The organism is Sphingosinicella terrae, from assembly GCF_003347635.1.
Classification (GTDB): Bacteria; Pseudomonadota; Alphaproteobacteria; order Sphingomonadales; family Sphingomonadaceae; genus Allosphingosinicella; species Allosphingosinicella terrae.
The window spans coordinates 86,057-111,164 of record NZ_QDFY01000008.1; the positions used below are offsets into that span (position 1 = coordinate 86,057).

General features: G+C 67.8%; 28 protein-coding genes. 12 read left to right on the plus strand and 16 right to left on the minus strand.

Annotated elements, in window-relative coordinates:
* Nucleotides 1-151: 151 nt before the first annotated feature.
* Nucleotides 152-358, plus strand: a complete 207-nt coding sequence (locus DDE10_RS23875) for a hypervirulence associated TUDOR domain-containing protein (RefSeq protein WP_284734706.1) — start codon at nt 152-154, stop codon at nt 356-358.
* 10 nt (nt 359-368) lie between these two features.
* On the opposite strand, the gene DDE10_RS15960 is transcribed toward DDE10_RS23875, so the two are convergent.
* A complete protein-coding gene (locus DDE10_RS15960; protein WP_114953783.1) occupies nt 369-710 on the minus strand; it encodes a DUF3140 domain-containing protein in 342 nt (113 codons plus the stop codon).
* 235 nt (nt 711-945) lie between these two features.
* Here DDE10_RS15960 and DDE10_RS15965 point away from each other — a divergent pair, with 235 nt between their 5' ends.
* Complete coding sequence (locus tag DDE10_RS15965) at nt 946-1,578, plus strand: hypothetical protein (RefSeq protein WP_162806668.1); 633 nt, start codon at nt 946-948, stop codon at nt 1,576-1,578.
* A gap of 113 nt (nt 1,579-1,691) precedes the next feature.
* Here the strand turns inward: DDE10_RS15965 and DDE10_RS23520 are convergent, their stop codons facing one another.
* Together DDE10_RS23520 and DDE10_RS15970 are read right to left on the minus strand one after the other, a co-directional pair.
* Nucleotides 1,692-2,075 (minus strand): iron chaperone, encoded by a 384-nt coding sequence (locus DDE10_RS23520; RefSeq protein ID WP_162806669.1) that lies wholly within the window; start codon nt 2,073-2,075, stop codon nt 1,692-1,694.
* 190 nt (nt 2,076-2,265) lie between these two features.
* Nucleotides 2,266-3,456 carry an HD-GYP domain-containing protein gene (locus DDE10_RS15970; RefSeq protein ID WP_114953860.1) on the minus strand — a complete coding sequence of 397 codons (1,191 nt, stop codon included), beginning with the start codon at nt 3,454-3,456 and terminating at the stop codon, nt 2,266-2,268.
* A gap of 283 nt (nt 3,457-3,739) precedes the next feature.
* Here DDE10_RS15970 and DDE10_RS15975 point away from each other — a divergent pair, with 283 nt between their 5' ends.
* A complete protein-coding gene (locus tag DDE10_RS15975) occupies nt 3,740-4,435 on the plus strand; it encodes an HAD family hydrolase (protein WP_114953785.1) in 696 nt (231 codons plus the stop codon).
* A gap of 122 nt (nt 4,436-4,557) precedes the next feature.
* Here the strand turns inward: DDE10_RS15975 and DDE10_RS15980 are convergent, their stop codons facing one another.
* Entirely contained in the window at nt 4,558-4,926 is a 369-nt protein-coding gene (locus tag DDE10_RS15980; protein ID WP_114953786.1) for a hypothetical protein, read from the minus strand.
* Between the two features lie 140 nt (nt 4,927-5,066).
* A complete protein-coding gene (locus tag DDE10_RS15985; protein WP_284734707.1) occupies nt 5,067-5,480 on the minus strand; it encodes a hypothetical protein in 414 nt (137 codons plus the stop codon).
* 206 nt (nt 5,481-5,686) lie between these two features.
* Here DDE10_RS15985 and DDE10_RS15995 point away from each other — a divergent pair, with 206 nt between their 5' ends.
* The 4 genes from DDE10_RS15995 (at nt 5,687) to DDE10_RS16010 (ending at nt 8,307) form a co-directional block, all read left to right on the plus strand.
* Nucleotides 5,687-6,673 (plus strand): manganese catalase family protein, encoded by a 987-nt coding sequence (locus DDE10_RS15995; RefSeq protein ID WP_114953788.1) that lies wholly within the window; start codon nt 5,687-5,689, stop codon nt 6,671-6,673.
* Nucleotides 6,663-6,854 carry a hypothetical protein gene (locus tag DDE10_RS16000; protein WP_114953789.1) on the plus strand — a complete coding sequence of 64 codons (192 nt, stop codon included), beginning with the start codon at nt 6,663-6,665 and terminating at the stop codon, nt 6,852-6,854. The genes DDE10_RS15995 and DDE10_RS16000 overlap by 11 nt, the downstream gene beginning before the upstream one ends.
* Before the next feature lie 436 nt (nt 6,855-7,290).
* Nucleotides 7,291-7,668, plus strand: coding sequence for an IS110 family transposase (locus tag DDE10_RS16005; protein WP_162806670.1), 378 nt, complete (start codon nt 7,291-7,293; stop codon nt 7,666-7,668).
* A 6-nt stretch (nt 7,669-7,674) separates the two neighbouring features.
* The gene (locus DDE10_RS16010) at nt 7,675-8,307 is read left to right on the plus strand and encodes an IS110 family RNA-guided transposase (protein WP_114953791.1); all 633 of its coding nucleotides are present in this window, start codon (nt 7,675-7,677) and stop codon (nt 8,305-8,307) included.
* A gap of 294 nt (nt 8,308-8,601) precedes the next feature.
* Here DDE10_RS16010 and DDE10_RS16015 read toward each other — a convergent pair whose 3' ends face one another.
* From DDE10_RS16015 to DDE10_RS16035, 5 genes are all read right to left on the minus strand, one after another.
* Nucleotides 8,602-9,279 carry a transposase gene (locus DDE10_RS16015; protein ID WP_114953792.1) on the minus strand — a complete coding sequence of 226 codons (678 nt, stop codon included), beginning with the start codon at nt 9,277-9,279 and terminating at the stop codon, nt 8,602-8,604.
* Nucleotides 9,280-9,334: 55 nt separating this feature from the next.
* Entirely contained in the window at nt 9,335-10,834 is a 1,500-nt protein-coding gene (locus DDE10_RS16020; RefSeq protein WP_114953793.1) for a tryptophan halogenase family protein, read from the minus strand.
* Between the two features lie 37 nt (nt 10,835-10,871).
* Complete coding sequence (locus DDE10_RS16025; RefSeq protein ID WP_284734716.1) at nt 10,872-11,831, minus strand: cupin-like domain-containing protein; 960 nt, start codon at nt 11,829-11,831, stop codon at nt 10,872-10,874.
* A gap of 104 nt (nt 11,832-11,935) precedes the next feature.
* Nucleotides 11,936-12,640, minus strand: coding sequence for a SapC family protein (locus DDE10_RS16030; protein ID WP_114953795.1), 705 nt, complete (start codon nt 12,638-12,640; stop codon nt 11,936-11,938).
* A 300-nt stretch (nt 12,641-12,940) separates the two neighbouring features.
* Nucleotides 12,941-16,117 (minus strand): TonB-dependent receptor, encoded by a 3,177-nt coding sequence (locus tag DDE10_RS16035; protein WP_114953796.1) that lies wholly within the window; start codon nt 16,115-16,117, stop codon nt 12,941-12,943.
* A 355-nt stretch (nt 16,118-16,472) separates the two neighbouring features.
* Here DDE10_RS16035 and yghU point away from each other — a divergent pair, with 355 nt between their 5' ends.
* Nucleotides 16,473-17,381 carry a glutathione-dependent disulfide-bond oxidoreductase gene (gene yghU / locus DDE10_RS16040; protein WP_114953797.1) on the plus strand — a complete coding sequence of 303 codons (909 nt, stop codon included), beginning with the start codon at nt 16,473-16,475 and terminating at the stop codon, nt 17,379-17,381.
* Between the two features lie 51 nt (nt 17,382-17,432).
* Here the strand turns inward: yghU and DDE10_RS16045 are convergent, their stop codons facing one another.
* A complete protein-coding gene (locus DDE10_RS16045) occupies nt 17,433-18,188 on the minus strand; it encodes an SDR family NAD(P)-dependent oxidoreductase (RefSeq protein WP_114953798.1) in 756 nt (251 codons plus the stop codon).
* Nucleotides 18,189-18,331: 143 nt separating this feature from the next.
* Here DDE10_RS16045 and DDE10_RS16050 point away from each other — a divergent pair, with 143 nt between their 5' ends.
* Both DDE10_RS16050 and DDE10_RS16055 read left to right on the plus strand, forming a co-directional pair.
* The gene (locus DDE10_RS16050; protein WP_114953861.1) at nt 18,332-19,240 is read left to right on the plus strand and encodes an AraC family transcriptional regulator; all 909 of its coding nucleotides are present in this window, start codon (nt 18,332-18,334) and stop codon (nt 19,238-19,240) included.
* Nucleotides 19,233-19,826 (plus strand): putative glycolipid-binding domain-containing protein, encoded by a 594-nt coding sequence (locus tag DDE10_RS16055; protein ID WP_114953862.1) that lies wholly within the window; start codon nt 19,233-19,235, stop codon nt 19,824-19,826. Before DDE10_RS16050 ends, DDE10_RS16055 begins: the two co-directional genes overlap by 8 nt.
* Here DDE10_RS16055 and DDE10_RS16060 read toward each other — a convergent pair.
* Nucleotides 19,813-20,550 carry a glutathione S-transferase family protein gene (locus DDE10_RS16060; RefSeq protein ID WP_114953799.1) on the minus strand — a complete coding sequence of 246 codons (738 nt, stop codon included), beginning with the start codon at nt 20,548-20,550 and terminating at the stop codon, nt 19,813-19,815. The two genes, DDE10_RS16055 and DDE10_RS16060, sit on opposite strands and share 14 nt — an antisense overlap.
* 131 nt (nt 20,551-20,681) lie before the next feature.
* Between DDE10_RS16060 and DDE10_RS16065 the strand changes: the two genes are divergently transcribed.
* Nucleotides 20,682-21,419 carry a L,D-transpeptidase family protein gene (locus DDE10_RS16065; protein ID WP_114953800.1) on the plus strand — a complete coding sequence of 246 codons (738 nt, stop codon included), beginning with the start codon at nt 20,682-20,684 and terminating at the stop codon, nt 21,417-21,419.
* Nucleotides 21,420-21,431: 12 nt separating this feature from the next.
* On the opposite strand, the gene DDE10_RS16070 is transcribed toward DDE10_RS16065, so the two are convergent.
* Together DDE10_RS16070 and DDE10_RS16075 are read right to left on the minus strand one after the other, a co-directional pair.
* Complete coding sequence (locus tag DDE10_RS16070) at nt 21,432-22,574, minus strand: acyl-CoA dehydrogenase family protein (RefSeq protein ID WP_114953801.1); 1,143 nt, start codon at nt 22,572-22,574, stop codon at nt 21,432-21,434.
* Complete coding sequence (locus DDE10_RS16075) at nt 22,574-23,572, minus strand: CaiB/BaiF CoA transferase family protein (protein WP_114953802.1); 999 nt, start codon at nt 23,570-23,572, stop codon at nt 22,574-22,576. Before DDE10_RS16075 ends, DDE10_RS16070 begins: the two co-directional genes overlap by 1 nt.
* Nucleotides 23,573-23,736: 164 nt before the next feature.
* Between DDE10_RS16075 and DDE10_RS16080 the strand changes: the two genes are divergently transcribed.
* On the plus strand, nt 23,737-23,922 hold the full coding sequence (locus DDE10_RS16080; protein WP_114953803.1) for a hypothetical protein: 186 nt from the start codon (nt 23,737-23,739) through the stop codon (nt 23,920-23,922).
* Between the two features lie 30 nt (nt 23,923-23,952).
* On the opposite strand, the gene DDE10_RS16085 is transcribed toward DDE10_RS16080, so the two are convergent.
* Both DDE10_RS16085 and DDE10_RS16090 read right to left on the minus strand, forming a co-directional pair.
* Nucleotides 23,953-24,681 (minus strand): aspartate/glutamate racemase family protein, encoded by a 729-nt coding sequence (locus DDE10_RS16085; RefSeq protein ID WP_114953804.1) that lies wholly within the window; start codon nt 24,679-24,681, stop codon nt 23,953-23,955.
* Between the two features lie 54 nt (nt 24,682-24,735).
* Complete coding sequence (locus DDE10_RS16090) at nt 24,736-24,951, minus strand: hypothetical protein (RefSeq protein WP_114953805.1); 216 nt, start codon at nt 24,949-24,951, stop codon at nt 24,736-24,738.
* Nucleotides 24,952-25,108 lie beyond the last annotated feature (157 nt).

Consider the following 25,108-nt stretch of genomic DNA (forward strand, 5'->3'; position numbering starts at 1 on the left):
GCCGCACAACAGGTGTTGCGTCCCCGCGATGCCGGCGGAGAGGGTCGCCGACGGGGTCGGCAATAGATGTCTTGGGAACGCCGGCCGCACCGAACGGTTTGATTGCTATCCTCGGCCAGAGGAACAAGGATGCAGTCAGGAGACCACGGCAGTGGCCGAGTTCAAGAAGGGCGACAAGGTCGCGTGGGATAGCAGCCAGGGCGAGGTCGAGGGCAAGGTCGAGCGCAAGCTGACGTCCGAGACTCACATCAAGTCGCACAAGGTCGCCGCCTCGAAGGACAATCCGGAATATCTGGTCAAAAGCGACAAGACCGGCGCCGAAGCTGCCCACAAGCCAGGGGCGCTGCGCAAGCGCTGAGGCGTGGCCGCTATGCCTTCATGGGATCGTGGCCCCAGTTCATAAGTGAATAGCGCCATCGGCTGTGTTCCTTGTCCTCCGAAGGGCCGCCTTGCGCTCTATGGCGGTGAACGTAGCCGACGACCTTCTTCATGTGCGCATAATCGTCGTCGCGCAGCTCGGACTGTCTGGCGCGCTTGATCTCGACGATGCGGCGCCCCGATTGGTGTCCGACAGCCTCGCCTTCGCCCTCACGCGTGAACCCGACCTCCTGGCTTTCGGGCGTGGCGAGCCACTTTTCGAGCTCGCTCGGGGTCATATTCACCGCGTCGCCGAAGGCGGCGCGTATCTCCTGCTTTTCCCGTTCATCCATCGCTTCAGCGCTCCTCGGGGGCAGAACCGTCCTGCATCCTTTCGGCTCCCGACGCACCGGACGGAGTGCCATCAAGTTCGAGTAAGCTCGCCAAGCCGATGCCGATTCCGCAACCGGCACCCGCCTGAGGAGGGCAGCCACGGTCGAACCCGCGTCGGCTCGGATCTGGCTGCCGAGATTTTCAACTTAGTCGGCGGAAAGCGGACCTTAGCATTCTGCCCCTATGCGCAGCTTGATGGGCAGCGAGGACTGGTACCGCAACACACATTGGGGCGCACAGATGGAAGCCGCCTTCGACGCCAAGCTGGCGCGCAGCCGAAGTCAAAAGGCGCAATATCTGCGAATCCAGGGATCGATCTTGAAGGACAGTCACCCCGCAGCGGCGATCCGGCTGCTTGGCCGATGCGTCGATGAAGGCGATCCATTCCATGTCGCTCCCGCACTGCTCGAAATGGCGCACGCATATTATGTTTCGGGAGAGGTGCAACGCGCGCTCGAGCTGCTGGAAGACGCGATCGAGCAGCAGGTCCGGGAGCCGCTTTCCCGAACGAGTGCGGCATACGATTATGCGATGCTTGTGGCGCTTCACGAGCGCACGGAACGGTACGAGCGGGCTTTGGCGGCGCTCGACGCTGCTGATGATCCGATCTTCTCGTCGATGGTCTTCCAGGCGGAAGCCGCGCGCGCGGTGATCTATCGCTCGAAGGGTGAGGGAGAGCGGGCGCGCCGGGCTGCACAGGCAGCCTTGGCCGCGCGCACGGTGCGGACAGGCTGGATCCCCGGACACGAGGATGTCGGCGTCGTTCCGGCCGGCGATGATCGCCTCAGCCGACGCCTGCGGGCAATCGCCGGCGCGGAACCAGACTGAGGGTCTGCAACGGGGCGCAGCCGGACTAGTGTCGGCGGCGCAACTGAATTTCGGCTCTCATGGCGCGCCATAGGATTGATGGTCGACCGGCCGGGGTGGGCGGGAAGCGGACGTCAGCCCCGATCATCCGGCGCATATTGGTCGGCCAAGGCTTCCGCAACACGGCCTACGAGTTCAATTGGCAGGGGCTCGCTGTGCCGAAATATCAGGTTCCCCTTGGGTCCTCGGTAAGGTGCCAGATCATCGACCAAAGCTGCGGGCTTGATGACCGGTGGGTAGATCCCGATGTGCTTCTTGAAAGAAGCGAAGTAGAAGAAGACTTTCCCTCTGCGAAAAGCCGGCATGCCATAGCTGACGCACCGTTCTACGTTGGCCACGCTCCGTTCTACGATCCTTTGTATCCCCTCCAGTCGCTGACGGATCTCAGGCGTGTCCGCGTCGAATATGCTGTCATGGTCCTTGTTCGACGAACCAGTAAGCTTTTGATCGTTCCCCATGGGCGCAACCTACCGCGCCAGCCTCAGTGCCCGCAATAGGCCGAAAGCAAGCCCAGGAGGGTGCCTGAACAAGCGACGGTTGATCGCAGGCGATCGAGACGGCGCTTCCGCTACGGGCACGGTGTAACGGTGGCCGCGAGACGACACGCCGCTTGCGCTTGCGCTCGGGCTCGCTGACTGTCTGCCGAAGCTATACCCAGGGCACGCCCAGCCGCACGAAATGATCGATCCGCTCCTGCGCGATGCCCCATTTCGCCGGATCCACCTCGGCGAGGATGGCGTCGCCGAAGCGGCCGTCGCCGGCGACGGTGAGCTCGGTACGGGTGAACCTGCGCCGGCGGGTCGAGTAGAAGGCCAGCACCTTGGGGCGGGTCGCGCGGCGGCCGCCTTCGATGACGATTCCGAGCCGCTCCCTTCGCAGCTCGACGACCGTCCCGACCGGAAGCAGGCCGACGCTCAGCATGAAGGCGAAGAGGAGCTGCGGATCGAAATGGCCCTGCCATTGCCGCATGCGCGTGATCGCCTCGAGCGGAGTCCAGGCGTTCTTGTAGGGGCGGTTGGAGGTCAGGGCGTCGTAGACGTCGCAGATCGCGCCCATCCGGGCCGCCAGGCTGATCTCCTCGCCGTTCAGGCCATGGGGATAGCCGGTCCCATCCATTTTCTCGTGGTGATGCTGACACACGTCGAGGGCCACCGGCGGAATGCCCTCGACCTGGACGAGGAGGCGGTAGCCCTCAATCGAATGGGTCTTGGCCAGCGCATATTCCTCGTCGGTCAGCCGGCCCGGCTTGTTGAGCACCTCGTCGGGGATCTTCACCTTGCCGACATCGTGCAGCAGGCCCGCCGTTCCGAGCTTCGCCGCCGTCCGCTCGTCGAGCCCGATCTGGGCGGCGAGATTGACCATCAGCGCGCAGACCGCGACCGAATGAAGATAGGTATATTCATCCTTCGACTTGAGCCGCAGCACCCGGAGCAAGGCCCGGCGGTTATGCTCGATCTCGCTGGCGACCTCGGCCACGACCGAGAGGACGGCGCTGGATTCGACCGCCTTGCCGAGGCGGGCCGCATCGAACAGCTCGCGCACCTTTTCCTTGGAGCGGTTCACGACCTGGGTCGCAGCCTCAGTTCTCGGGTCGTGCGCCTCCGCTTGGGCCGGCCGCTTGCGCGAAGCCCCGGCTCCCGCTGCTGCCGGGATGTCGCTGCCCTTCGACGTATCGATCAGCAGCGTATCGATGCCGCTGCCGTGCACCGCCGCCAGCTCGCTCTCGCGCTGGATCAGGAATCCCCGCCTCCAGAACGGGTGGTCGAACCATGAGCCGTCGAAGGCATGGACGTACATGCCGAGCCGAAGCTGATCGCGTTGAATGCGCTTGAGTGCCATGCCGCTGCTGCGCGTGCCCATCCGCATGAGCCCGAAGCCCGCTGCTCCATCGAGAAGGTGTCGAAGCCATTATAGAGGTGATTGGCGTCGCCGAGGTGCCATCGTGACGCGGCGCGTGCCGAATAAAATAATCGAAAATAGCGAGGCGCTGTCAGGACGGGCCGCGATGACACGACAGGCGTGAGAGAATCCGGGGCGGCGCGACGCGGCAGTCCCCGCAAGGGCGGCCGACATATGCACGATCGGCTTGGCTCGGCCGCCCACTCCGCCTTAAGCGACCGCCATGCCGATCAAGCTCATCCTGCTCGATGCCGACGACACGCTCTGGCACAATATGCGGCATTTCGAGGCGGCCGAGCAGGCCTTCGCCGACATGATCGCGCCCTTCGCGGAGGCGGGCATCGCGCGATCGACGCTGGCGGCCATGGAAGAGCGCAACCTCGAACTCTACGGCTACGGCGCCAAGAGCTTCACGCTCTCGATGATCGAGGCCGCGGTCGAGCTCGGCGGCGATGCCCTCCCCGTCGGCGGCATCCGCCAGATCCTGGAGGCCGGACGGGCGCTCCTCAGTCATCCGGTCGAGCTGCTCGAAGGCGTCGGCGACACGATCGAGGCGCTCGCCGGCCTGGGCGATCTCGTCCTCCTCACCAAGGGCGAACTGCTTCACCAGGAGGCGAAGCTCGCCGCCTCCGGGCTCGGCAGCTCTTTCGCGTCAGTCGAGATCGTCAGCGACAAGAGAGCGGACACCTTCCGAAGCCTGATCGCTCGCAGCGGCGTCGAGCCGCATCAGGCGATCATGGCCGGCGATTCGCTGCGTTCCGACATCGTCCCGGCTCTGCAGGCGGGCGCCTGGGCCGCCTTCGTGCCGCAGGCGCTCGCCTGGACCCACGAACAGGCTGCGGAGCCGGTCGACCATGACCGCTACCGGCGGCTCCAGTCGCTCGCCGACCTGCCGGCGCTGATCGAGGAGATCGGCTGAAGGCACGGCCGGGGCGGCCCGAACTTCGAGCGTGACGAGGCGCTTTCCGCCGTCATCTGGCGAAGGTCGATGCCGAGCGCAGCGGCCGATCCGGCGGCCCGGACCGACCGCTGCTCACAAGCCTAGCGCAGCTGCAGGGTGCGAGGGTCGAAGCGGCGGATCTCGAAGGCGTCGGGGGCGCGGCGGATGATCACGACGCCGCGGGCGAAGTCGACGGCGACGACCTCGAGCGACTGGCCCGGATTGCGCGGGCCGCCTTCCTGATAATGGTTGAGCAGGATCGTGCTGACCACGCCGATGACGCTGTTGCCGGCGGTGGCGCGGCTCACCACGTCAGCGCGGGTGGCGTCGTCGAGCACGGCAAGCATGGCATATTCGAAGGCGGAAGGGGCGGACGACTGGCCCGCCTGGGCCGCGGCGGGCGCCGAGGTCGCGGCGAGGGCAAGAGCCGCCGGGGCGGCACTGGCGAAGGCGAGACGGATGAGCTTCATCTGACGGTTCCTTCCTGCGGTCGAAGCGATCGGAGCCCGGGGGCGGCGAGCCCCTCTCTACCCTGCGCACCCGGGCCGCCCCATCGGTGGCAACCCCGATACGGCGCGGGAGATTCCCTGATCGGGCGGGGCAAGAAGCCTTAGAGGCCGTCCTGGTCAGGTGGAGGTGCCGGGACCGCCCGCCCCGCCGCGGCGGACCGCAAAGCTGCGAGGAAGGCGAAGGCGAACTGCAGGTGGACGACCAGGAAGATGCGGGCAAGCGCCCGGGCCTCGCCGCTGGCGACGCCCCAGACGTCGTTGGCCGCCACGGCAGCAAAGCCGACGAGATTGGCGATCAGGATCGCCCGCGCGCCCCTTGGCTCGGCATCGCGCGACAGCCAGTTCAGCACGGCGATACCGAGGAACGGTCCGCCGAGAAGCCGCAGCAGGGCGACGAGCTCGGGCGAGGCGTCGGCCGGAACCGCGCCGACGCCGAATTGGAGCGGCACCACCGTCAGCGCAAGGCCGATCGCGGCGAGATACGCGGCGGAAAGGATGAAGAGCGTCCTGATCACGAGCTTCCCTCTCGGTCGAACTTCGCCTCCTCGTCCGCCGAGGCGGCTTTGACGGTCTCGCCGGCTCGAGGCCACAAGCCGCTGAATCGGCTGTCTATCCTGCCGCGCCCGGCATTCGCCGCGATATCATGCGACGGACCCGTCACGATGGGAACGAAGGCACGCCCGCGGGCTTGTTGATCGGACCAACCCAGGAGCAAGCCCCCATGTTCATGCACAACAAACGCCTGCAATATACCGTTCGCGTCTCGGAGCCGAACCCGAAACTCGCCTGCATGATGCTCGAGCAGTTCGGCGGCGCCGACGGCGAGCTGGCCGCGGCGATGCGCTATTTCACCCAGGGTCTCGCCGAGGAGGATCCCGGCCGCAAGGACATGCTGCTCGACATCGCCACCGAGGAACTGAGCCATCTCGAGGTGATCGGATCGATCGTGACCATGCTCAACAAGGGCGTCCGCGCCCAGCTCTCCGAGCAGCAGAAGGCCGAGGCCGAGCTCTACCAGATGGTCGGCACGAGCAGCACCAGCGTCAAGGAATCGATCCTGTTCGGCGGCGGCCCCGCGCTGATGGATTCGGCCGGCGTTCCCTGGACCGCCGCCTATGTCGACAGCCGGGGCGAACCGACGGTGGACCTGCGCTCCAACATCGCCGCCGAGAGCCGGGCGAAGATCGTCTACGAACGGCTGATCGGGATCACCGACGATCCCGGGATCAAGGAGGCGCTCGGATTCCTGATGACGCGCGAGATCGCGCATCAGAAATCGTTCGAGAAGGCGCTCCATTCGATCGAGAACAACTTCCCGCCGGGCAAGCTGCCGGGCGTCGATCCCTATACCGACATGTACGTCAACGCTTCGCAGGGCGAAGGCGACATGCAGGGCCCGTGGAACAGCGGCGAGCAATGGGACCGGATCGACGATCTCAACGAGGTGCTCCCCGCCGATACCGGCGGCGACGGCACGGCGAGCGTCAAGCTCGGCCCCGGGGACGGCGCGGCGATGGCCAAGATGGTGACGCGGCTCAAATCCGATCCGTCCAAGGATCCGATGACCGGATCGGATCTCGGCGCCGGCCCGGGCGCCGGGCGGACGACCAAGGGCGACATGGGCGCCTCCCAGGACATCCACCAGGCCACGCGCGATGCCGAGAAGGCGGCCAAGGCCGAACGGTCGGAGTCGGCCGATGCGCAATGACCGGATCGCCTGGGGCGGGGGCGCGCTACTGGTCGGCCTGGCGGCAGTCTATGGCCTGCCCAGGCTGGTGAGCCAGGGCCGCAAGGCCCTTCGCCGGGCGACCGGGACGACCTTCCGCAGCGGGGCCTCCGAACCCGGCGTGCGCGCGAGCGCCGACCCGGCGAGGGGCTTTCCCGCCTGAGCGGGCGCCGATCGGAAACGGCTTTCGCGGGATGGCGGGACTCACCCTCCCTCATCCCGCGAAAGAATTCGGGAAAGAATTCGGGGACGCAATACTTATTTCTCTCGCGAGTCTCCATTCGGCGATGCCCCGCCGGACCACTGGGAACGCGTAATTCGTATTACGTCCCCGATTTAAGGCGCGAGGCGCGGGGCTTGCGGCCGCGGCGGCCGGGCTTCAGGGCCCGCCTGACCCGGGTCTCGAGGCTCCGACGAACGCGTCGTCGCCGAGCGGGCGGCCGGTGCGCAGGTGCGACTCGATCGCCGCGACCGTCGCATCGTCCATGTCCCCGGCCTGGCGGCAAATTCGGGGACATGGCGTAATTGAGGTAGGCCCATCCTCCTGCTGATACGAAGTCGGGTGTTGCAACCGCTTCAAGGAGGAGGATGGACCCGTGGTGCAGTTTTACGCTGGCTTGGATGTTTCCGACAAGAGCACGCACATCTGCCTGGTCGATGAGGCCGGGTCGGTCGTCTGGCGAGGGGTGTGTGCGAGCGATCCGCAGGTGCTGGCACAGGTTCTGAAGAAGCACTGTCCCGCCGTGGTCAGGGTGGTCCTCGAGACCGGCGCGCTTTCCTCCTTTCTCTATCATAGCCTCGTCGAGCGCGGCGTTCCGGCGGTGTGCATCTGCGCTCGCCATGCCAAGGGGGTGCTGTCGGCGCGGGTCAACAAGAGCGACCCGCACGATGCCGAGGGCCTGGCGCAGCTGTCGCGCACCGGCTGGTTCAGGGCGGTGCACATGAAGGACAGCGCCACCCATCTCGATCGGGCGTGACTCAAGGTGCGCGAGCAGCTGGTTCGCGCCCATGCGGCGATGAAGAACCAGCTGCGCGGCCTGCTGAAGCTGTTCGGCCTGAGGCTGGGCTCGGCCACGACGTCCGCCAAGCGCGCCGAGCGCCTTCAGGTTCTGCTCGCGCAAAGACCCGAGCTCGAGGCGCCGTTGGCGCCGCTCGTCGCCGCTCTCTCGGCGCTGGAGGCGCAGATCGCCGCGGCGACCCGCGAGCTCAAGCGGCGCACCGCCGCTGATCCGGTGTGCGCTCGCCTGATGACTGTGCCCGGGGTCGGTCCGGTCAACGCGATGACGTTCAAGGCCAGCGTCGAGGATCCGAGCCGCTTCGCTCGAGGGGCCGATGTCGGCGCCTTCGCCGGCCTGGTCCCCAGGCGACACCAGTCCGGTGAGCGCGACACCAAGGGGCGCATCTCCAAGGCCGGCGATCGGATGCTGCGCCGCAGCCTCTATGAGGCGGCCAACAGCCTGCTCGCCCGGGTCAAGCGCGACTGCGCCTTGCGCCGATGGGGCCTGGAACTCGCCGCCACAAAGGGACCCAAGCGCGCACGCGTCGCCGTCGCACGCAAGCTCGCCTTGCTCCTCCACACGCTCTGGCGAACCGAGACCGACTTCCGCTGGGCCTGATCCCAACGGCAAGCCGACCGGACGCCAAAGACGGATGATCTCGTTTATTGTGTCGCAGCTTCGACTGCGTCGGGGACATCAGAGACATCCACACCCTTACGCCTGACCGCGATCATGAGGCACGGGTCAACCCAGGCTCCAAAGCCGACCCGTGACCTCGGAGACAACCATAGCCGTCGGTCACAACCCGGAGACGCAAAATCAATTAGACAACGCAATACTTATTTCCCCAACGGCATTCGGCGATCGCCGGCCGGACCGGCGGACGTGCGAAATTCGTATTGCGTCCCCGATTTAGGACGCGCGGGGCTTGCGGCCGCGGCGGCCGGGCTTCAGGGCCCGCCCGACCCGGGTCTCGAGACTCCCGACGAACGCGTCGTCGCCGAGCGGGCGGCCGGTGCGCAGGTGCGACTCGATCGCCGCGACCGTCGCATCGTCCATGTCCCCGGCCTCGAGGCCGTGCGCCAGCATCGCGCGCCAGTTGCGATACAGGCCCGACAAAGCGGCCAGATCGGTGAAGCCGTCGCTCCTGCCGGTGACGTGGGCGCGGGCGCTCGACCAGGGCCAGTCCTCGGCGCGGTCGACCAGGCCCGCGCGCACCGGATTGAGCTCGATATAGCGCACGGCCACCACGAGGTGGGCCGGGTCCATCGGATAGGAAGCGAAGCGGCCCTGAAACAGGTAGCCGGTCCAGCCCTTCGCGGCATTGACCCGCCGCGTATAGCGCCGGTGCGCCTCGGCGAGGGCGCCGCGCAGCCCGTCCTCGTCCTTGGGGGTCAGGACGAGGTGGACGTGATTGGTCATCAGGCACCAGGCGAGGCAGGCGACTTCGCGCTCGGCGCAGGCTCTCCCGACCAGGTCGAGATAGGCCTGCCGGTCGGCGTCGGAGAAGAAGATTGCCTGCGAGCGGTTGCCGCGCTGGGTGACGTGATGGGGCACGTCGGGGATGACGACACGGGCGAGCCTGGCCATGGCCGTAGACTAGCCGCTCCCGCCTTGGGGAACAAATTCATATTGCGTCCCCGAATTAGGGTATGGGGGACGGGCAATAAGCATCGAGGAAGTCCTGGTGCGCGGGCATCGCCGCGACGGCCTTGGCGATATTGGCCCTGAGGTCGCCCAGCGCCTGCTGGAGCTGCGCCGGCGTCATCAGCCGGGCGAGGCGGTGCCAGCTCTTCGGCTCGAGGCGCTGGCCGAGCATGACCTGGGTCCAGGAATCGATCCGGAACAGCTCCTCCGCATCCTGCCAGGCGAGGGCATTCTCGCGGAACAGGTCGATCCGCCGGGCGAGCGTGTCGGGGATCTCGATCTCGCGCATGCGCGGCCAGAAGTCGCCGTCGTCGCGCTGGTTGAGGCGATAATGGAGGATGATGAAGTCGCGAATGCCGATCAGCTCGCGCGCCGACAGCTCGTTGAAGCGCGCCGCGACGGCCTCGTTGACGCCGCCGAAAGGGAAGGACTGGATGAGCCGGGTCACCGCGATCATGATCAGGTGGATGCTGGTCGATTCCAGCGGCTCGATGAAGCCGCTCGCCAGCCCCAGCGCGACGCAGTTGCGGTCCCAGACCTTGCGCCGCCGGCCCGCCTTGAAGCGGATCAGCCGCGGCTCGGTCAGCATCTCGCCCTCCAGCCGCTCGCGCAGCAGCGCCTGGGCCTGATCCTCGCTCATATGCTCGCTGGCGAAGACGAGGCCGTTGCCGACCCGGTGCTGGAGCGGGATCCGCCACTGCCAGCCGGCCCGGTGGGCGATGGCGCGCGTATAGGGCATGGCGGGGCCGACCGCCTTCGTCTGGACCGCGATCGCGCTGTCGGTCGGAAGCCAGTGCCGCCAGTCCTCGAAGCTGGCCTTCAGCGTCTGCTCGATGAGCAGCCCGCGAAAGCCGGTGCAGTCGATGAACAGGTCGCCCTCGACCCGTTCGCCCGATTCCATTGCCAGCGCGCGGATGAATCCGGTTTCCGGATCCTGGTCGACGCCGGCGATCTTCCCTTCGATCCGGCGCACGCCCGCTTTTTCGGCGAGGCCGCGCAGATAGCGGGCATAGAGCGACGCCTCGAGATGATAGGCATAGTTGATCCGGCCGCCGGGCGCCTTGTCCGCGGTCGCGAACTTGTGCGCGCGCGCCGCCTCATGCTCGAAGCCATGCGCGCCGAAATCGCCGGCATGTCCCTGCGCCCGCGCCTCGAGCCACAGATGCTGGAAATCGCCCATCCAGGTGCCGCGGCCGACCGAGCCGAAACTGTGGATGTAGCGGTCCCCGATCCGCCCCCAATCCTCGAACAGGATGCCGAGCTTGAAGGTGGAGCGGGTGGCACAGACGAAGTCGCGCTCGTCGATGCCGATCAACCGATGGAAGCTGTGGGTCGTCGGAATGGTCGATTCGCCGACGCCGACGGTGCCGATCTCCTCGGATTCGACGAGGGTGATGTCGAGGAAGGGCCCGAGCTGACGGCTGAGCGCCGTCGCCGCGATCCACCCCGCGGTGCCGCCGCCGGCAATGACAACCTTCCTCACCTGATGGCCGTCCAAATCTCCCTCCCCTCGTCGCGCAGGCGTGGCGCTTCCCTCACCGGTTGAGCTTGTTGAGCAGCAGGGCGCGCAGGCGGCGCGCCGTCATCGGATCGAGCGGGGCGAGCGGGCCCCGGGCCTGTTCGGGCAGGTGCGCGACCGGGCGATCGGGCGGACCGAAGATGTAATAATCGAACAGATGGCGCCACGCCTCCTTCTCCGCGTCGGGCCGGTCGCGAAGGCTCAGCATGGCATGGAGAAGCGTGTTCATCGGCGTGTCGAGAAAGGCCGGCGACGGGTTCCACCAATAGTTGATCAGGACGTTGAAGCCGTCGAAGGCCTCGACGTCGTGCCACCACAAGGCCGGGTAGAAGAGCAGGTCTCCGGGCGCGAGATCGGCGACCTGTGCCGCCGCCATCGCGTCGCGAAAGCGCGGGAAGCGCTCGAGATCGGGCGCGCGCAGGTCGACCATGCTGACCACCTGGCCCCCCGGAGTCGGCTCGAGCGGACCGGGATAGAGATTGGCGATCTGATCGGGCGGAAACAGGGTGAAGCGGCGCCGGCCGACGACGCAGGCGGCGAGGTTGTTCGACATGTCGTAATGAGTCGAGGCGATCGTCCGGTTGCCGATCCAGATGCTGGCCAGCAACGGGCCTGTCCGGAACATGGGATGGTCGAGCGGCAGGTCGTTTTCGGCGCGAAGTCCGGGCAGATAGAGATCGAGGTCGGTCGAGCCGATATAGAAAGAGGAACCGTCGGTCCCGCCGGTACGCGCTTCCATCTCGTCGAGGATCGCGGAGAGGCCGGCCCGGCCGGACTCGAAATTGAAGCCGGTCAGCGTCTCGTCGTAGAAGAAGCGGCCGCCCATCTCGGCAGCTCCGCGATAGACGGTGACCGGCCGGCCGGCGTCGAATCGCTTGAGATAGGCGATCGCCGCCGCGGCCGACTGCGCCCCGGCGCGCGCCAGTGCCCAGTCGGCGACGACCCCTTCGAGGACCACCGGCTGCTGCCCCGCCATCAGCTCGTCATACGGGATGGAATCGGCGGAGATGCCGGGCAGGCGGCGCGCCGGCGTGCCGAAGGGCGATGGCCCACTCGCCGCCGCCGGACGTACCGACCCGCTCATCGGCCTTCCCGCCGGCGGTTCTTGAGCGCGATCAGTCGGTCGACATTCGCCACCGAGCTCGCGGCCATGAAGGCGGCGCGAAGGAAGCCGCCGCGATGCAGCCGGTCGAGCTCGGCCCCGCCGAGCCGCGCCAGCCTCTCCTCGTCGATCGTATGGAGGTCCGGGACGACATATTGCTCGCCGGCATCGAGCTGGATCTCGACCGCCACCGGCCGGATGAGCGAGAGCTCGGCGAAGGCGGCGAACATCGGCCCGCTCACCTCGTGGCCCTGATGGATGAGCCTTAGCAAGGCGGCGACGTGATCGAGATAGGGCGCGTTGCCGCCATGCGGCAGGAAGAGCGGCTCGCCTTCGTCCCGGCTGATCCGCGGATGATCCCGATCGACATGGACCATCGGCTCGCCCTTTTGGATGCCGATGGTGAAGGGTCCGCGCTGCTGGGCGGCCGGGACGTAGCGCGCGTCCCAGCCCGAAGGGCCGAGGAAGAGATTCTCGTCGCGGTCGAGCCCGAGCAGGACCATCGAGCGGAACTCGCCCTGCTCGTCGCGCCGGAAGAAGATCGGATATTCGCGCTGCAACTCCTCATATTCGGTCGGGAAGACGAGGACCTGGTTGACGGCGTCGCCAAATTCGGCGGCGTGGCGGATGATCACGCGCAGATCGGCATGATCGACATTGTTGAGAAGCTCGGGGCGGCTCATGGCAGGCCCGTTTCGCTGGCATGGAACGCCTTCGCCGTCATGGCGCGATGATGGAGCAAAGCGCGGACCCACTCAACTCGGGAGCCGGGGGAGGCCGCGCCGCCAGGTCGCGCCCTCCCCCTCCCCTGTTCGACCGGCGACGCCAGGATGAGCCTCGCCGATCGGGAGAACCGCCCGAGGGAGGGGTCATGGCTGCGCGACAAGCCCCTTTCCCCGGACGTGAGAAGGAGATGCCGACATCCCCCTCTCCTTCGCCGCTTCGCGGCTCGCCCTCCCCCCTCGAGGGGAGAGGAAGACGCCTCAGAAGCGGAAGCGGCCGCCGAGAATGAAGCGGGGCTTCAGCTCCTGCGCGAACCACAGGTTGCTCGGATCTCGGCCATAGGTCCGCACCGGCTCGCTGGTCAGGTTGATCGCCTCGAACGACACCGCGAATTGCGGGTTGATGTCGTAGCTGAGGTTGAGATCGAGCGTGCCGAACGGAGCGACGAAGACCGGGTTGCGATCGCCGCCGCCGCGATTGGTCGCGGCCAGATACTTGTCGCGCCAATTATAGGCCAACCGGGCCGAGATGCCGTAATTCTCGTAGATGAGGGTGACGTTGAAGCTGTCGCTGAGACCGAGCAGAGCGAACTGATCGACGCCCGGATCGGCACCGACGTCGATCGACACGTCGCCGTTCACCATCGTGTAGGAGCCGGCGATGCCGAGGCCGGTATTGCCGAGGAAGTATTGCCCGGCCAGCTCGATCCCGTGAATGTCGCCGGAACGGTTGTTGACCGGCGTGTTGACCGCGAACTCGAAGAACGGATCGTTGGCGTCGGGCGAGATGTCGACGGCCCTCAGCGTGGCGTCGACGAAGGCCTGGTTCAGCGCGCCGCCGCTGTAATTGGCTTCGAACTGGGCCCGCGCCGCGGCGACGTCGCCGCCATTCTGGACGATCAGCGCGGTGAGCGTGAACAGGTTCACGTCGCTGATGTCGGCGCCGATATCGAGCAGCTGCTCGCGGGCGATGCCCGACCGGGTACCCGGGGCGCCCGAACTCGGATCGCGCAGGCCGAAGAGCTGCCGGGTGACCTGCGAGGTGCCGACGAAGTTGCGGACATGCTTGTAGAAGAAGCCGGCCGACACGTAGCTGGACGGCGCGAAATACCATTCCGCCGCGATGTCGAAATTGTCAGAGACGAGCGGATCGAGATCGGCATTGCCGCTGGCGCCGGAAGCGACGCCGCCATTGGCGATCGGCCGGCCCGGCGCGTTGGCGGTGTCGGAGACGAACAGATTTCCATATTCCGGCCGCGCCAGCGTCCGGCTCGCCGAGGCGCGGATGATGAAATCCTCGAAAGCCTCGATGCGGAAGTCGATCGCCGGCAGGAAGTTGTTGTAGCGGCCGTCTCGGACGATCGTCTCGGTGCGCGAGCCGATGATGCGGGTGAAATCGTTGTCGGAAACCCATCGGATCTCATCCGGCACGGCGACGATGGCGAGCGAGTCGACCCGCGTCTCCTCGTAACGCCCGCCGATGACCAGGGTCGCGGGCCGGCCGAACAGGTCGCCCTGCCAGGTCAACTGGCCGTAGACCGCCCAGACCTCCTCCTCGACGACGTTGAAGTCGTTGCCGGTGACGTTCACCGGGTTGCCGAGGCCGGCATAGGCCTGGGACAGGGCGTCGTAGAGGTCGAGCGCGTTGCCGCGGAAAGCGATCAGGCTTGCGCCCGATGCCTGCGGGTCGAAGCGGTCGAACCGGCAGGTGAGGCAGAATTGCTCGACCAGGCCCGGTGCGAACTGCTCGACGTCGCCTGGATCGCCGATGCCCCAATCGCCCAGCGTCTGCTGGGTCTGGGTGCGATCGCTGCGCATCCGCGAATCGACATAGTCGCCGCCGACATCGACCCGGAACTGGTCGCTCAGCTCCCAGCGGGCGTCGAAGCGGACCTCGTTGATCCGGTGGTTCTGCCGCGACGCGTTGGTGCGGGCGACCTGGCTGCCGAGATCGCCGATGTCGAGCACGCCATTGCCGTTGCCGCGGAGCGCGTCGTTGATGGTGATGTTCTGGACCGGAATGCGGCCGGTATAGTCGACCGAGTGGGCGGCGATGACCGGCGCCCCGATGCTGACCAGCGTCGAGCTGGCCCCGTTGCGCGCGCCGGGGCCGCTGTCGGCCTCGGAGATGTGGCCGTCGAGCGTGAAGGTCAGCGCATCCGTCGCTTCCCAGCGCAGGTTGAGACCGTAGGATTCGAGCGTGTCCTCGGTGGCGCGATATTGCTGCTCGAAGCCGGTATCCTTCACGCCGGAGATATTCTCCTGGAGGAAGATCGTCGTCGCCACGTCGGGATTGTCGTCGAAGCGAACCTGGCGGAACGGCCGGTTGAACCAGTTGGTCTGATCGGTCCGCTGCTCGTTCTGGCGCTGGCGGGCGTAGAGCGCATCGGCGGTGAAGGTCAGCGTGTCGATCGGCCTGAACTGGAGGACCGCCTGGGCATTGAGACGCTCGCGCTCGCTCTCCGAGAAGTGATAGCGGCTGTCGTTGGGGACCGAGACGAGGCTGCCGGGCGCCGGCGCGTTCTCGATCTGCGTGGCGGCGTTGACGAAGCCGTTGTCCGGATTGAGGAAATCCTCGAGGCGGCGGATGTTCCAGGCGTTCGAGGTGGCACTGACGGCGGCGCTGTCGCGCTCCTGATAGCTGCCGAAGATCGAGATGCCGACCCGCTCGTTGGGATCGACCCAGCTGAGCACGCCCGAGACTTCGGGGGTGATGTCGCTGCCGCGATCGACGCTCGCATCGTGGACGGCGCGGGCGCCGATGCTGCCGGAAAGGCCGGTGAGGCCGGCGTCGAGCGGACGCATGGTGACGACGTTGATGGTGGCGCCGATGCCGCCCGAGGGAATGGAGGGACGGCCGGTCTTGTAGACCTCGAGCGTGCGCACGCCTTCCGCGGCGAGATTCGAGAAGTCGAACGAGCGGCTGGTGGCGCGCGCGAAGTCGACGTCCTGGTCACCGCCGACCGCGTTGACGTTCGAGGCAGGCATGGTGCGGCCGTTCAGGGTGACGAGGTTGAAGGCGCCGCCGAAGCCGCGCACCGTCACTTCCGATCCCTCGCCATTCACCCGGCTGATCGAGACGCCCGGAATGCGCTGCAGCGACTCGGCGAGGTTGGTGTCGGGGAACTTGCCGATATCCTCGGCCGAGATGGCGTCGACGATGCCGTCGGAATTGCGACGGATGTCGATGGCCCGGTCGAGCGAGGCGCGGATGCCGGTGACGAGGATCTCCTCGTCGCCCTGCCCGGCGGTGGTGCCCTGCGCGGCGGCGCCGCCGGCCGCACCCTGCTCCGCCGACGGCGCCGTCGAAGGCGCGGCGTCCTGCGCGAAAGCGGGCGCGGCAAGAAGGGAGGTGGCCAGAACCGATACGCCGGCGGCGAGACCGACCCGGAGCTTGCGGGAACCGGCGGACACAGGGCGACTGTCGAGCTCGTTCATCATTCCTCCCCTTTTCCGGCTCTTCGTCCGGATACTGACCTCCGAATCGCACGACTCGTGAGGGATGTTAGCGCTAACGGCCATTGTTAGCGCTAACAGAATGACAGCGCTTGTCAAGCGGCCGAGCGGCGTATCGAGTTTTTCTTGCGAGGACTTGCGGAAGTGCAACAGGATCGTAAGTGTTGCATCCGGTCTCTTCGACGTCCGAACTTACCTTGTTGTTGAAGCAGAATGGATTTCCTGTCGTCACGGCGGTTGAGCGGGCGGTGTCGCACGCCGTGGCGAAAGCGCCACTCTGGAGCTGGGCGCGGGCCGATCCTACCTGTCCGGTCACGGGGCCTTTGGGAGAAACGACATGACCGATCAGACTCAAGCCGACGACAATCAGCCCCCCGGCTACGTGCCGTCCCGGGTGTGGACCTGGGACCAGCCGAGCGGCGGCCAGTTCGCCGGCATCAACCGCCCCGTCTCCGGCGCCACCCACGACAAGGCGCTGCCGGTGGGCCGGCATCCGATCCAGCTCTACTCGATGGGGACGCCCAACGGGGTCAAGGTCACGATCATGCTGGAGGAGCTGCTGGCGGCCGGCCATTCCGACGCCGAATATGATGCCTGGCTGATCCGGATCGGCGACGGCGACCAGTTTTCGAGCGGCTTCGTCGAGATCAATCCCAATTCGAAGATTCCGGCGATGGTCGACCGCTCGGTAGATCCGCCGATCCGGGTGTTCGAGAGCGGATCGATCCTGATCTATCTGGCCGAGAAGTTCGGCGCCTTCCTGCCGACCGAGACGCGAAAGCGCACCGAAACGATGAACTGGCTGATGTGGCAGATGGGCTCGGCGCCGTTCGTCGGCGGCGGCTTCGGCCACTTCTTCGCTTATGCGCCGTTCAAGATGGAATATCCGATCAACCGCTATGCGATGGAGACCAAGCGCCAGCTGCACGTGCTCGACACCCATCTGGCGACGAACGAATATATGGCGGGCGACGAATATACGATCGCCGACATGGCGATCTGGCCCTGGTACGGATCGATCATGCGCGACGCCTATGGCGCGCAGGAATTCCTGTCGGTCCACGAATATCGCCACGTCGACCGCTGGGTCGAGCTGATCGCCGGCCGCGAGGCGGTGAAGCGCGGGCGCATGGTCAACCGAACCTTCGGCGGACCCGAGACGCAGCTGCTGGAGCGGCACGACGCCTCCGACTTCGAGAAGAATCGCGAGGACATGGTGCAGGCACGCGGCGGCCGGCGGGCGTGATGTGAATCGGGGGCGCGATATTTTCGAGTATTTTATTGCGCCCCCGGACTTTCACAGTAGCTGCCCGCCGGAGACTTCGATCCGGGCGCCGTTCGCCCAGCCGAAGCCGTCCGACAGGATAGCGGCGACGGCACCGCCGATATCGTCGGCCTCGCCGACCCGGCCGAGGGCGATTCCTCCCCTGACCTGCGCGTTGAGCGCTTCATTGTCGCGGACGGCGCCGCCGCCGAAATCGGTGGCGATCGCGCCCGGCGCGAGCACGTTCACCCTGATCCCGCGCGGTCCCAGCTCCAGCGCCATGTAGCGGGTCAGCACCTCGACCGCGCCCTTGGCCGCGGCATAGGCGCCGTAGCCGGGGAAGGCGAAGCGGGTGAGTCCGGACGACACGTTGAGGATGCGGCCGCCGTCGGCGATCAGCGGCAGCAGCTTCTGGGTCAGGAACAAGGGGCCCTTGAGATGGACCTGCACCAGCTCGTCGAATGCCGCTTCCTCCATCTCCGCGAAGAGGGCGTTGTGGCCGAGGCCGGCATTGTTGACGAGATAGTCGAAATCGTCGCGGCCGAACCATTCGGCGAGCACCGCCTTCACCGCTTCGGCAAAGACGCCGAAGCGGCTGGCATCGCCGACGTCGAGCGGGAGCATCGCCGCGCGGCGGCCGCGGGCCTCGAGCTCGGCGACGAGCCCGTCGGCCTCGTCGCGCCGGCTTCGGAAGGTGCCGATGATGTCGACCCCGGTATCAGCGAGATGGAGCGCCATGGCGCGGCCGAGGCCGCGGCTGGCGCCGGTGATGAGCGCAATCCTGGTCATATGTCCCTCCTTGATCGATGACCCTGCCGAGATGGGAAGGCGATGCGCCCGGGCCGCGCCCGATCCTGCAGGCTTCTTGCCTGATCCTGCCGATCGCGGCGGCGAGGGTTGCGCGCCACGCCCTTCGCGCGCGAAGGAAAGGCATGCACGAAACCATCGCCGAACTGCGCCGGCAAGTGCTGGCACGTTTCCCGGCGGCGGACGGCGCGGATGCCGACCTGCGCTTTCCGATGCCGCGGCTGTTCGCCCGGGTCGGCCCAACGTGCACGCCGCCTCTTCCGGCCCTTTACGAGCCGATGATCTGCTTCGTCCTCCAGGGTGCCAAGCGGGTCAGCGCCGGCGGCCGCACGCTGGACTTTCGAACCGGCAGCTTCTTCGTCGCCTCGGTCGAGCTGCCGATCACCGGCCAGGTCATTGAGGCGACCCAGGGCCAGCCCTATATCGCGGTCGCGCTCCGGCTCGACCGGGCCAGCCTCTCCGCTTTGCTGCTCGATCTGCCGCCCCGCCCGGAAGGCCCCACCGCCGCCGGAATCGCGATCAGCCCGATCACGTCCGATCTGGCCGAGCCGCTGCTGCGGCTGGTCCGCCTCTGCGATTCACCCGCCGATGTTCCGGTGCTGGCGCCGATGGCGGAGCGCGAATTGCTCTACCGGCTGCTGCTCGGGCCGCAGGGACCGACGCTTCGCCAGATCGCCCGCTCCGACAGCCGGGTGACGCGGGTCAGGCGCGCGATCGACTGGATCAGGGGTCATTATGCCGAGCCGCTGCGCGTCGAGACGCTCGCCGGGCTCGCGGCGATGAGCCCGTCCGCCTTCCACCGTCATTTCAAGGCGGTGACGGCGATGACGCCGCTCGCCTACCAGAAGCAGATCCGGCTCCAGGAAGCCCGCCGCCGCCTCGCCGCCGGAACCGACCAGGCGGCGCGGATCGCCCATGCGGTGGGTTACGAGAGCGCCTCGCAGTTCAGCCGCGAATATGCCCGTCAGTTCGGGTTGCCGCCGGCACGGGATGCCGCGCGCCTGCGCGGTGCCGGTGCCCTCGAGGATGCCTGAACGCACCGTCCTCTACTGGCGGCGCACCGACGTCGCCGGGCTGGAGCGGCTCGAGCTGGTGGTCGGCGCGAATGGGATCACCGCGCGCGGATCGGTCCTGTGCCTCGAGGATGGCGGGTTCCGGCTGGACCATGAGTGGCGGCTCTCGCCCGATTGGCGCGCCTCGTCGCTGACCGTCCGGCGCTGGAGCGCGGCCGGCGAAGACAGTCTCAGGCTGGAGTGGGACGGCACCGGCTGGCGGGTCGACGGCGCGAGGCGGCCGGATCTGGACGGCGCCGACGAGCCGGACCTCTCCGCAACGCCCTTCTGCAACAGCCTTCCCATCCGCCGCCTGCCTGCCGCCGCGGGGGCCAGCCTCACCCTCGACACCGCTTATGTCGACGCCGCCGCGCTCACCGTCGCCCGTTCGCGCCAGCGCTACGACCGCCAGGGCCGGGGCCGGGTGCGTTACGTCGATCTCGGCCTTTCCGCTGGGTTCGAGGCCGATCTCCTCATCGACGAAGCCGGGCTGGTGCTCAGCTACCAGCACCTGTTCGAACGTGTCTTCCCGAGCGCGGCCGCCGGGGCGGTCTTCACAGGCGCATGACGCCGCGGCGCGGCTGGCGGGTGGCGAGCGTCTCGGCGGTGAGCGGCGCGCCGGCATCGAGCAGAGCCTGGCGGCGGCCGCTGGGGCTGGCGCCGCGCTGGACGTCCTCGAACGGCAGCAGACCGGCGAACAGCGGGTGGGCGAGCGTGCGTGCGACGAAGCCGGCCGTGCGCGGCCAGCGCTCCGAATCGGGCTCGAAGCCGGCATAAGCGGCGTTGCGGAAGAAGCTGGCGATCGCGATGTCGGCGAGGCCGATCCCGCCGAACAGGAAGCCGTCGCCGGGCAGCTGCGATTCGAGATAGTCCATCTCGCGCGGCGCGTCCTCGGCGAGCGTGCGCTCGATCCGCGCCTGGTCGCCCGGCTCTCCCCAGACGATCGGGTGGACGATCCTCTGGTAGAACAGCCCCCAGATGAAGATGTCGCCGAGGCGGGTATCGGCATATTCCTCGAGCCAGCGCGCGCGGGCGCGGTCGCGAAGATCCGCCGGGAGCAGGGGCGCGCCCGGATAGGCCTCGTCTAGATAGAAGCAGATGACCGAGCTGTCGGTGAGGACGAGATCGCCGTCGATCAGGATCGGGATCCGGCGCAGCGGACTCAGCCGCTCGAACCTTTCGTCGCCGTAGAAGGGCGTGATCGGGTCGATCTCGTAGGCGAGACCCTTGAGCGCGAGGCAGGCGAGCACCTTGCGCACATAGGGGCTGACATAGCTGCCGATGATCCGCATCGCCTGCTCCTCGTTGCTCGCGGACTGATGCCGCGACGCGCGCGGCGCGACAAGACCGTGTGGGGCCTGCAGCCCTTGCCTTCCGCCGCCGCCGCGGCTGATATGGTTAACGAGGTGCATAGGGGAATCGCATGGCATCGCCGCCGAAGAGCAGATCGCGCGCCGCTCCGCGACGGGCGGCGGCCCTTCCATCGCCGGCCAGCCTCGTCGCCTGGCTGCGCGGCCGCCGACGGGGCGGGCTGACCAAGCGCTTCGCCCTGTTCTGCGCGTCGACCGGCCTGCTGCTCGGCAGCGCGACCGTTCCCGCCGCCGAGACGAAGCCTGCAGTCGAGCCGGCACCGGCGCCCGGCCTGATCGCAGTCGCGCTGAACGTGCCTCTGCCTCCCCTCGTGCCCGCGCCACCGCCGGCACCGGCACCGACACCTGCACCCACACCGCCCGCCGAGGCGGCGGCGCGCGAGGCGACCCAGCCCGTCCGCGGAGCCGCGCGCAGCGTCCGCATCCTCGTCAGCCTGCCGCTGCAGCGCCTCTACGTCTTTCGCGGCGAGACACTGCTGGCGACCTCGCCGGTCTCCACGGGCCGGGCGGGGCATCGCACCCCGACTGGGCGCTTCCCGATCCTGCAGAAGCGGGTCCGTCACTTCTCAAACCTCTACGACAATGCGCCCATGCCCTACATGCAGCGCCTCACCCATGACGGAATCGCGCTCCATGGCGGCCGCCTGCCCGGCTATCCGGCCTCGCACGGCTGCATCCGCCTGCCCCAAGGCTTCGCGCGGCGCCTCTACCGGATGACGAGTTTCGCGACGGTGGTGACGATCACGAGCCGGCGGCCGAAATCCTCGCGCGAGGCGCACCGGCTGCTCTGATCGATCCGCGCCTCAGATCGCCCGCGAGATGACTTCCTTCATGATCTCGTTGGTGCCGCCGAAGATGCGGGTGACACGGGCGTCGCGCCAGAGGCGGGCGATCAGATACTCGTTCATATAGCCGGCGCCGCCATGGAGCTGGAGCGCGGCGTCGCACACCTCCCATTGCAGGTCGGTGTGCCAGAGCTTCGCGGCCGAGGCCTCGTCGGCGGTGAGCCGGCCCTCGGCGTGCCGGGCGAGCGCCCAATCGACATGGGCCCAGCCAACCTGGAGCTTCGCCGCCAGGTCGGCCAGCGTGAAACGGGTATTCTGGAACTCGAAGACGGTGCGGCCGAAGGCCTTGCGCTCCCTGGTGAAGCGCACTGCCTCGTCGAAGGCGCGCTGCGCCGAGGCCTGGGCGCCGACAGCGATGGCGAGCCGCTCCTGCGGAAGCTGGTTCATCAGATAGGCAAAGCCCATGCCTTCCGCACCGAGCAGGTTGGCGCGGGGCACGCGCAGGTCCTGGAAGAAGAGCTCGGACGTGTCCTGGCCGTGAAGGCCGATCTTGTCGAGGTTGCGGCCGCGGGCGAAGCCCGGCCGGTCGGACTCGACCAGGATGAGCGAGGTGCCTTTCGCGCCTTCACCCGGATCGGTCTTGGCGACGACGATGACGAGCTCGGCATGCTGGCCGTTGGTGATGTAGGTCTTGGAACCATTGACCACATAATCGTCGCCGTCCGCCACCGCCGTGGTGCGGATGCCCTGGAGGTCGGAGCCGGCGCTGGGCTCGGTCATCGCGATCGCGGTCGGGGTTTCGCCGGAGATCATCCGCGGCAGCCAGTGCCGCTTCTGCGCCTCGCTGCCATAAGCGACGAGATAGGGCGCGACGATGTCGGAATGGAGGGTGATGCCCGCGCTCGAGCCGGCATAGCCCAGTTCCTCGTCGATCACGGCATTGTAACGAAAGTCGAGGCCCAGCCCGCCATAGGCCTCGGGTACCGTCGGGCAGAGCAAGCCGGCCTCGCCGCTCTTCGTCCACAAGTCGCGATCGACTATCCCTTCCCGCTCCCAGCGCTCGAGATGGGGAACGACCTCGCGATCGAGGAAGCGGCGCACCTGGTCCCTGAACAACTCGTGCTCGGGAAGGAAGGCGGTGCGGCGGGAAGTGTCGAGCATCAGATTTCCTTGAAGCGGGGCGCGGGGGCGGGCTCGGGAAAGCCGCTGCGGTCGGTGAAGGTAGCGCGGGCGACATTGTGCGGGTGCGCCGATGCCTCGGCCATGTCGAGGACGGGGGCGAAGCAGGCGTCGCTTCCTTCGAGCAGGCCGCACCAATGGTCGCGCGGCTGGCTCGCGAAGAGGCGGGCAAGCTCGTCGCGCAGGCCGGGATCGCGCTGATCGCTGGCAAGGCCGAGCCGCGCCTTGAGGATCGCGAAGAAATTCGGCTCGAGGGCGGCCACCGTCACCCACTTGCCGTCGGCGCATTCGTAGCTGTCGTAGAAGGGGGCGCCGGAATCGAGCAGGTTGGCGCCGCGCGCGTCGCGCCACAGGCCGGCGGCGCGCAGCGACCAGATCTGGGCGGCGAGCAAGGCGGCGCCGTCGATCATCGCGCAGTCGATCACCGTCCCCCTGCCGGTCGCCCGCGCCGACAGGATACCGGCGAGCATGGCAAAGGCCAGCATCATGCCGCCGCCGCCGAAATCGCCGACCGCATTGGCCGGCGGGGTCGGCGGCGCCCCGGCGCGGCCGTAGGTGGCGAGATTGCCGGCCAAAGCGAGATAATTGAGGTCGTGGCCGGCCGCCTGCGCCAGCGGCCCGTCCTGGCCGAAGCCGGTCATCCGGCCGTAGACCAGACGCGGATTCTCGGCGCAGAGGATCTCGGGGCCGAGCCCGAGCCGCTCCATCACGCCGGGGCGGTAGCCTTCGATGAGCCCGTCCGCCTCTCGCGCCAGCCCGCGAACACGCGCGACGTCCCCGGGCTGCTTGAGATCGAGCGAGAGGATATCCGCGCGGCCGCGCCGCAAGATGTCCTTGTCCGGCGGGATCGGCGAGATCGTGCCGGCGCGCTCGATCCGGATCACCTCGGCGCCATGATCGGCGAGCATCATCGCCGCGAACGGCGCCGGCGCCAGCCCGGCCAGCTCGACGATCCTGATCCCCTCAAGCGGCTGCGTCACGCGTCCCCCCCCGTCGCCGCCAGCCTAGCCGGGCACCGCCGCCGAGTCATCCGGCCGGAGCCCCTTCGCCGCGCCTTCCGAGCCGCTTGATCCATGATAGCGATAATCGCCGATAAAGTGTTTATCTTCATTGTCTTGGCAGCACGGAACAGGGGATCCGGGCAGTGGCGCATTACCATCTTTATTATCTGCGGCAGGGGATGCTCGTCGGATCCAGCCATATCGACGCGAATGACGACACTGAAGCCGTCCGAATGGCGCGCGAGCAGGGCGGCAGTCATATCGTCGAGGTGTGGAACGAGGAGCGGCGAATCCGCGTCCTCGGGCCGGCGCAGGAAATGCGCCGCTAGATCCTTGCTGGTCAGGCGGAGGCGCCTGCATCAGCCGAGCGGCCCACCGTGCCATTGCGGCAGCGGCCGCTCGCCGAGCGCAACCGCCACCGCCGCGCGGGCGAGCAGACGAGTCGAATCGAGCACCGGCAGCGGCGAGACGTCCGGCGTGACCAGCAGCGGAATTTCGGTACAGACCAGGGCGACGGCGTCGCAGCCCTGCGCGGCGAGCCTGTCGATGATCTCCACATAGGCGGAACGCGATTCGTCGCGAAACTCGCCCAGGCAGAGCTGGTTCATGATGACGTCGTGGACGAGCGCCCGATCTTCGTGCCCCGGCACGCGCCGTTCGAGACCCCGCCTCCCCAGGGCGGCGGGGTAGACTGGCCCGTCCATGGTCCAGCGCGTGCCGAGGATCCCGATCCGACGAAATCCGCGCGCCGACGCCTCGCTTGCGACGACCTCGGCGATGTGCAGGCAGGGAATAGGAAAAGGGTCTCCCGGCGATTCGAGCGCGACATGGGCGCTGTTGTCGGGCAGCACGAAGAAATCGGCCCCGGCCGCGGCGAGCTTGGCCGCGTCGGCCCGGAAGATCGCGCGCAGCGCCGGCAGATCGCCGCGCTCCCAGGCGTCCAGGGCATGGTGCATGGCGATTCCGGTGAGCGTGATCTCGGGATGATCGTGCGGTCCCATCCGGGCGACGCCCTCCATCCAGGCCGTGCGGTAGCAGAGGGTCGCGCCCTCGGCGCTGTGGGCGAGAATGCCGATATGGAGCGTCATGCGGCCATGCTGGTCCCGGCCGCGGCGGCGCGCAAGGGCCGCGGCGCGCCCGCCTCAGCGGATGCCGACCGTGAGGCGATAGTCGGCACGCTGGCCGCGGCGGGCGGCGCTGCGCATCATGAACACCCGCACCCGATACTCGCCGTCCGCGGGAAGGGTGGCGGCGAAGCGGCTGCCGGCGCTCGGGCCGAAGAACATCGCCTCCTCGGACCCCGGCGCCCAGACGCTGAAATAAGCAGGCCCGCGCTCGCGCCGGAGCACGACCTCCATCGCCTGGCCGGCCAGCGCGCGAGGCGATACTCGACCATGTCATAGCCGCGTACCGTGCCGCGCAGCTCCGCCGAATCAGCGCCGGCCGCGAAGCGCACCGTCTCGACGCGGTCGGCCGCCGCGGCGGCCGAGGCGGCGGCGACGAGGCAGGCGGCCG

Bases quoted from the DNA above. Each gene is read 5' to 3' on its own strand.
- DDE10_RS15960 (WP_114953783.1), bottom strand. From the start codon at position 710: ATGGATGAACGGGAAAAGCAGGAGATACGCGCCGCCTTCGGCGACGCG.
- DDE10_RS15965 (WP_162806668.1), top strand. From the start codon at position 946: ATGGGCAGCGAGGACTGGTACCGCAACACACATTGGGGCGCACAGATG.
- DDE10_RS23520 (WP_162806669.1), bottom strand. From the start codon at position 2,075: ATGGGGAACGATCAAAAGCTTACTGGTTCGTCGAACAAGGACCATGAC.
- DDE10_RS15970 (WP_114953860.1), bottom strand. From the start codon at position 3,456: ATGGCACTCAAGCGCATTCAACGCGATCAGCTTCGGCTCGGCATGTAC.
- DDE10_RS15975 (WP_114953785.1), top strand. From the start codon at position 3,740: ATGCCGATCAAGCTCATCCTGCTCGATGCCGACGACACGCTCTGGCAC.
- DDE10_RS15980 (WP_114953786.1), bottom strand. From the start codon at position 4,926: ATGAAGCTCATCCGTCTCGCCTTCGCCAGTGCCGCCCCGGCGGCTCTT.
- DDE10_RS15995 (WP_114953788.1), top strand. From the start codon at position 5,687: ATGTTCATGCACAACAAACGCCTGCAATATACCGTTCGCGTCTCGGAG.
- DDE10_RS16000 (WP_114953789.1), top strand. From the start codon at position 6,663: ATGCGCAATGACCGGATCGCCTGGGGCGGGGGCGCGCTACTGGTCGGC.
- DDE10_RS16015 (WP_114953792.1), bottom strand. From the start codon at position 9,279: ATGGCCAGGCTCGCCCGTGTCGTCATCCCCGACGTGCCCCATCACGTC.
- DDE10_RS16025 (WP_284734716.1), bottom strand. From the start codon at position 11,831: ATGGCGGGGCAGCAGCCGGTGGTCCTCGAAGGGGTCGTCGCCGACTGG.
- DDE10_RS16030 (WP_114953795.1), bottom strand. From the start codon at position 12,640: ATGAGCCGCCCCGAGCTTCTCAACAATGTCGATCATGCCGATCTGCGC.
- DDE10_RS16035 (WP_114953796.1), bottom strand. From the start codon at position 16,117: ATGAACGAGCTCGACAGTCGCCCTGTGTCCGCCGGTTCCCGCAAGCTC.
- yghU (WP_114953797.1), top strand. From the start codon at position 16,473: ATGACCGATCAGACTCAAGCCGACGACAATCAGCCCCCCGGCTACGTG.
- DDE10_RS16045 (WP_114953798.1), bottom strand. From the start codon at position 18,188: ATGACCAGGATTGCGCTCATCACCGGCGCCAGCCGCGGCCTCGGCCGC.
- DDE10_RS16050 (WP_114953861.1), top strand. From the start codon at position 18,332: ATGCACGAAACCATCGCCGAACTGCGCCGGCAAGTGCTGGCACGTTTC.
- DDE10_RS16055 (WP_114953862.1), top strand. From the start codon at position 19,233: ATGCCTGAACGCACCGTCCTCTACTGGCGGCGCACCGACGTCGCCGGG.
- DDE10_RS16060 (WP_114953799.1), bottom strand. From the start codon at position 20,550: ATGCGGATCATCGGCAGCTATGTCAGCCCCTATGTGCGCAAGGTGCTC.
- DDE10_RS16065 (WP_114953800.1), top strand. From the start codon at position 20,682: ATGGCATCGCCGCCGAAGAGCAGATCGCGCGCCGCTCCGCGACGGGCG.
- DDE10_RS16070 (WP_114953801.1), bottom strand. From the start codon at position 22,574: ATGCTCGACACTTCCCGCCGCACCGCCTTCCTTCCCGAGCACGAGTTG.
- DDE10_RS16085 (WP_114953804.1), bottom strand. From the start codon at position 24,681: ATGACGCTCCATATCGGCATTCTCGCCCACAGCGCCGAGGGCGCGACC.
- DDE10_RS16090 (WP_114953805.1), bottom strand. From the start codon at position 24,951: ATGGAGGTCGTGCTCCGGCGCGAGCGCGGGCCTGCTTATTTCAGCGTC.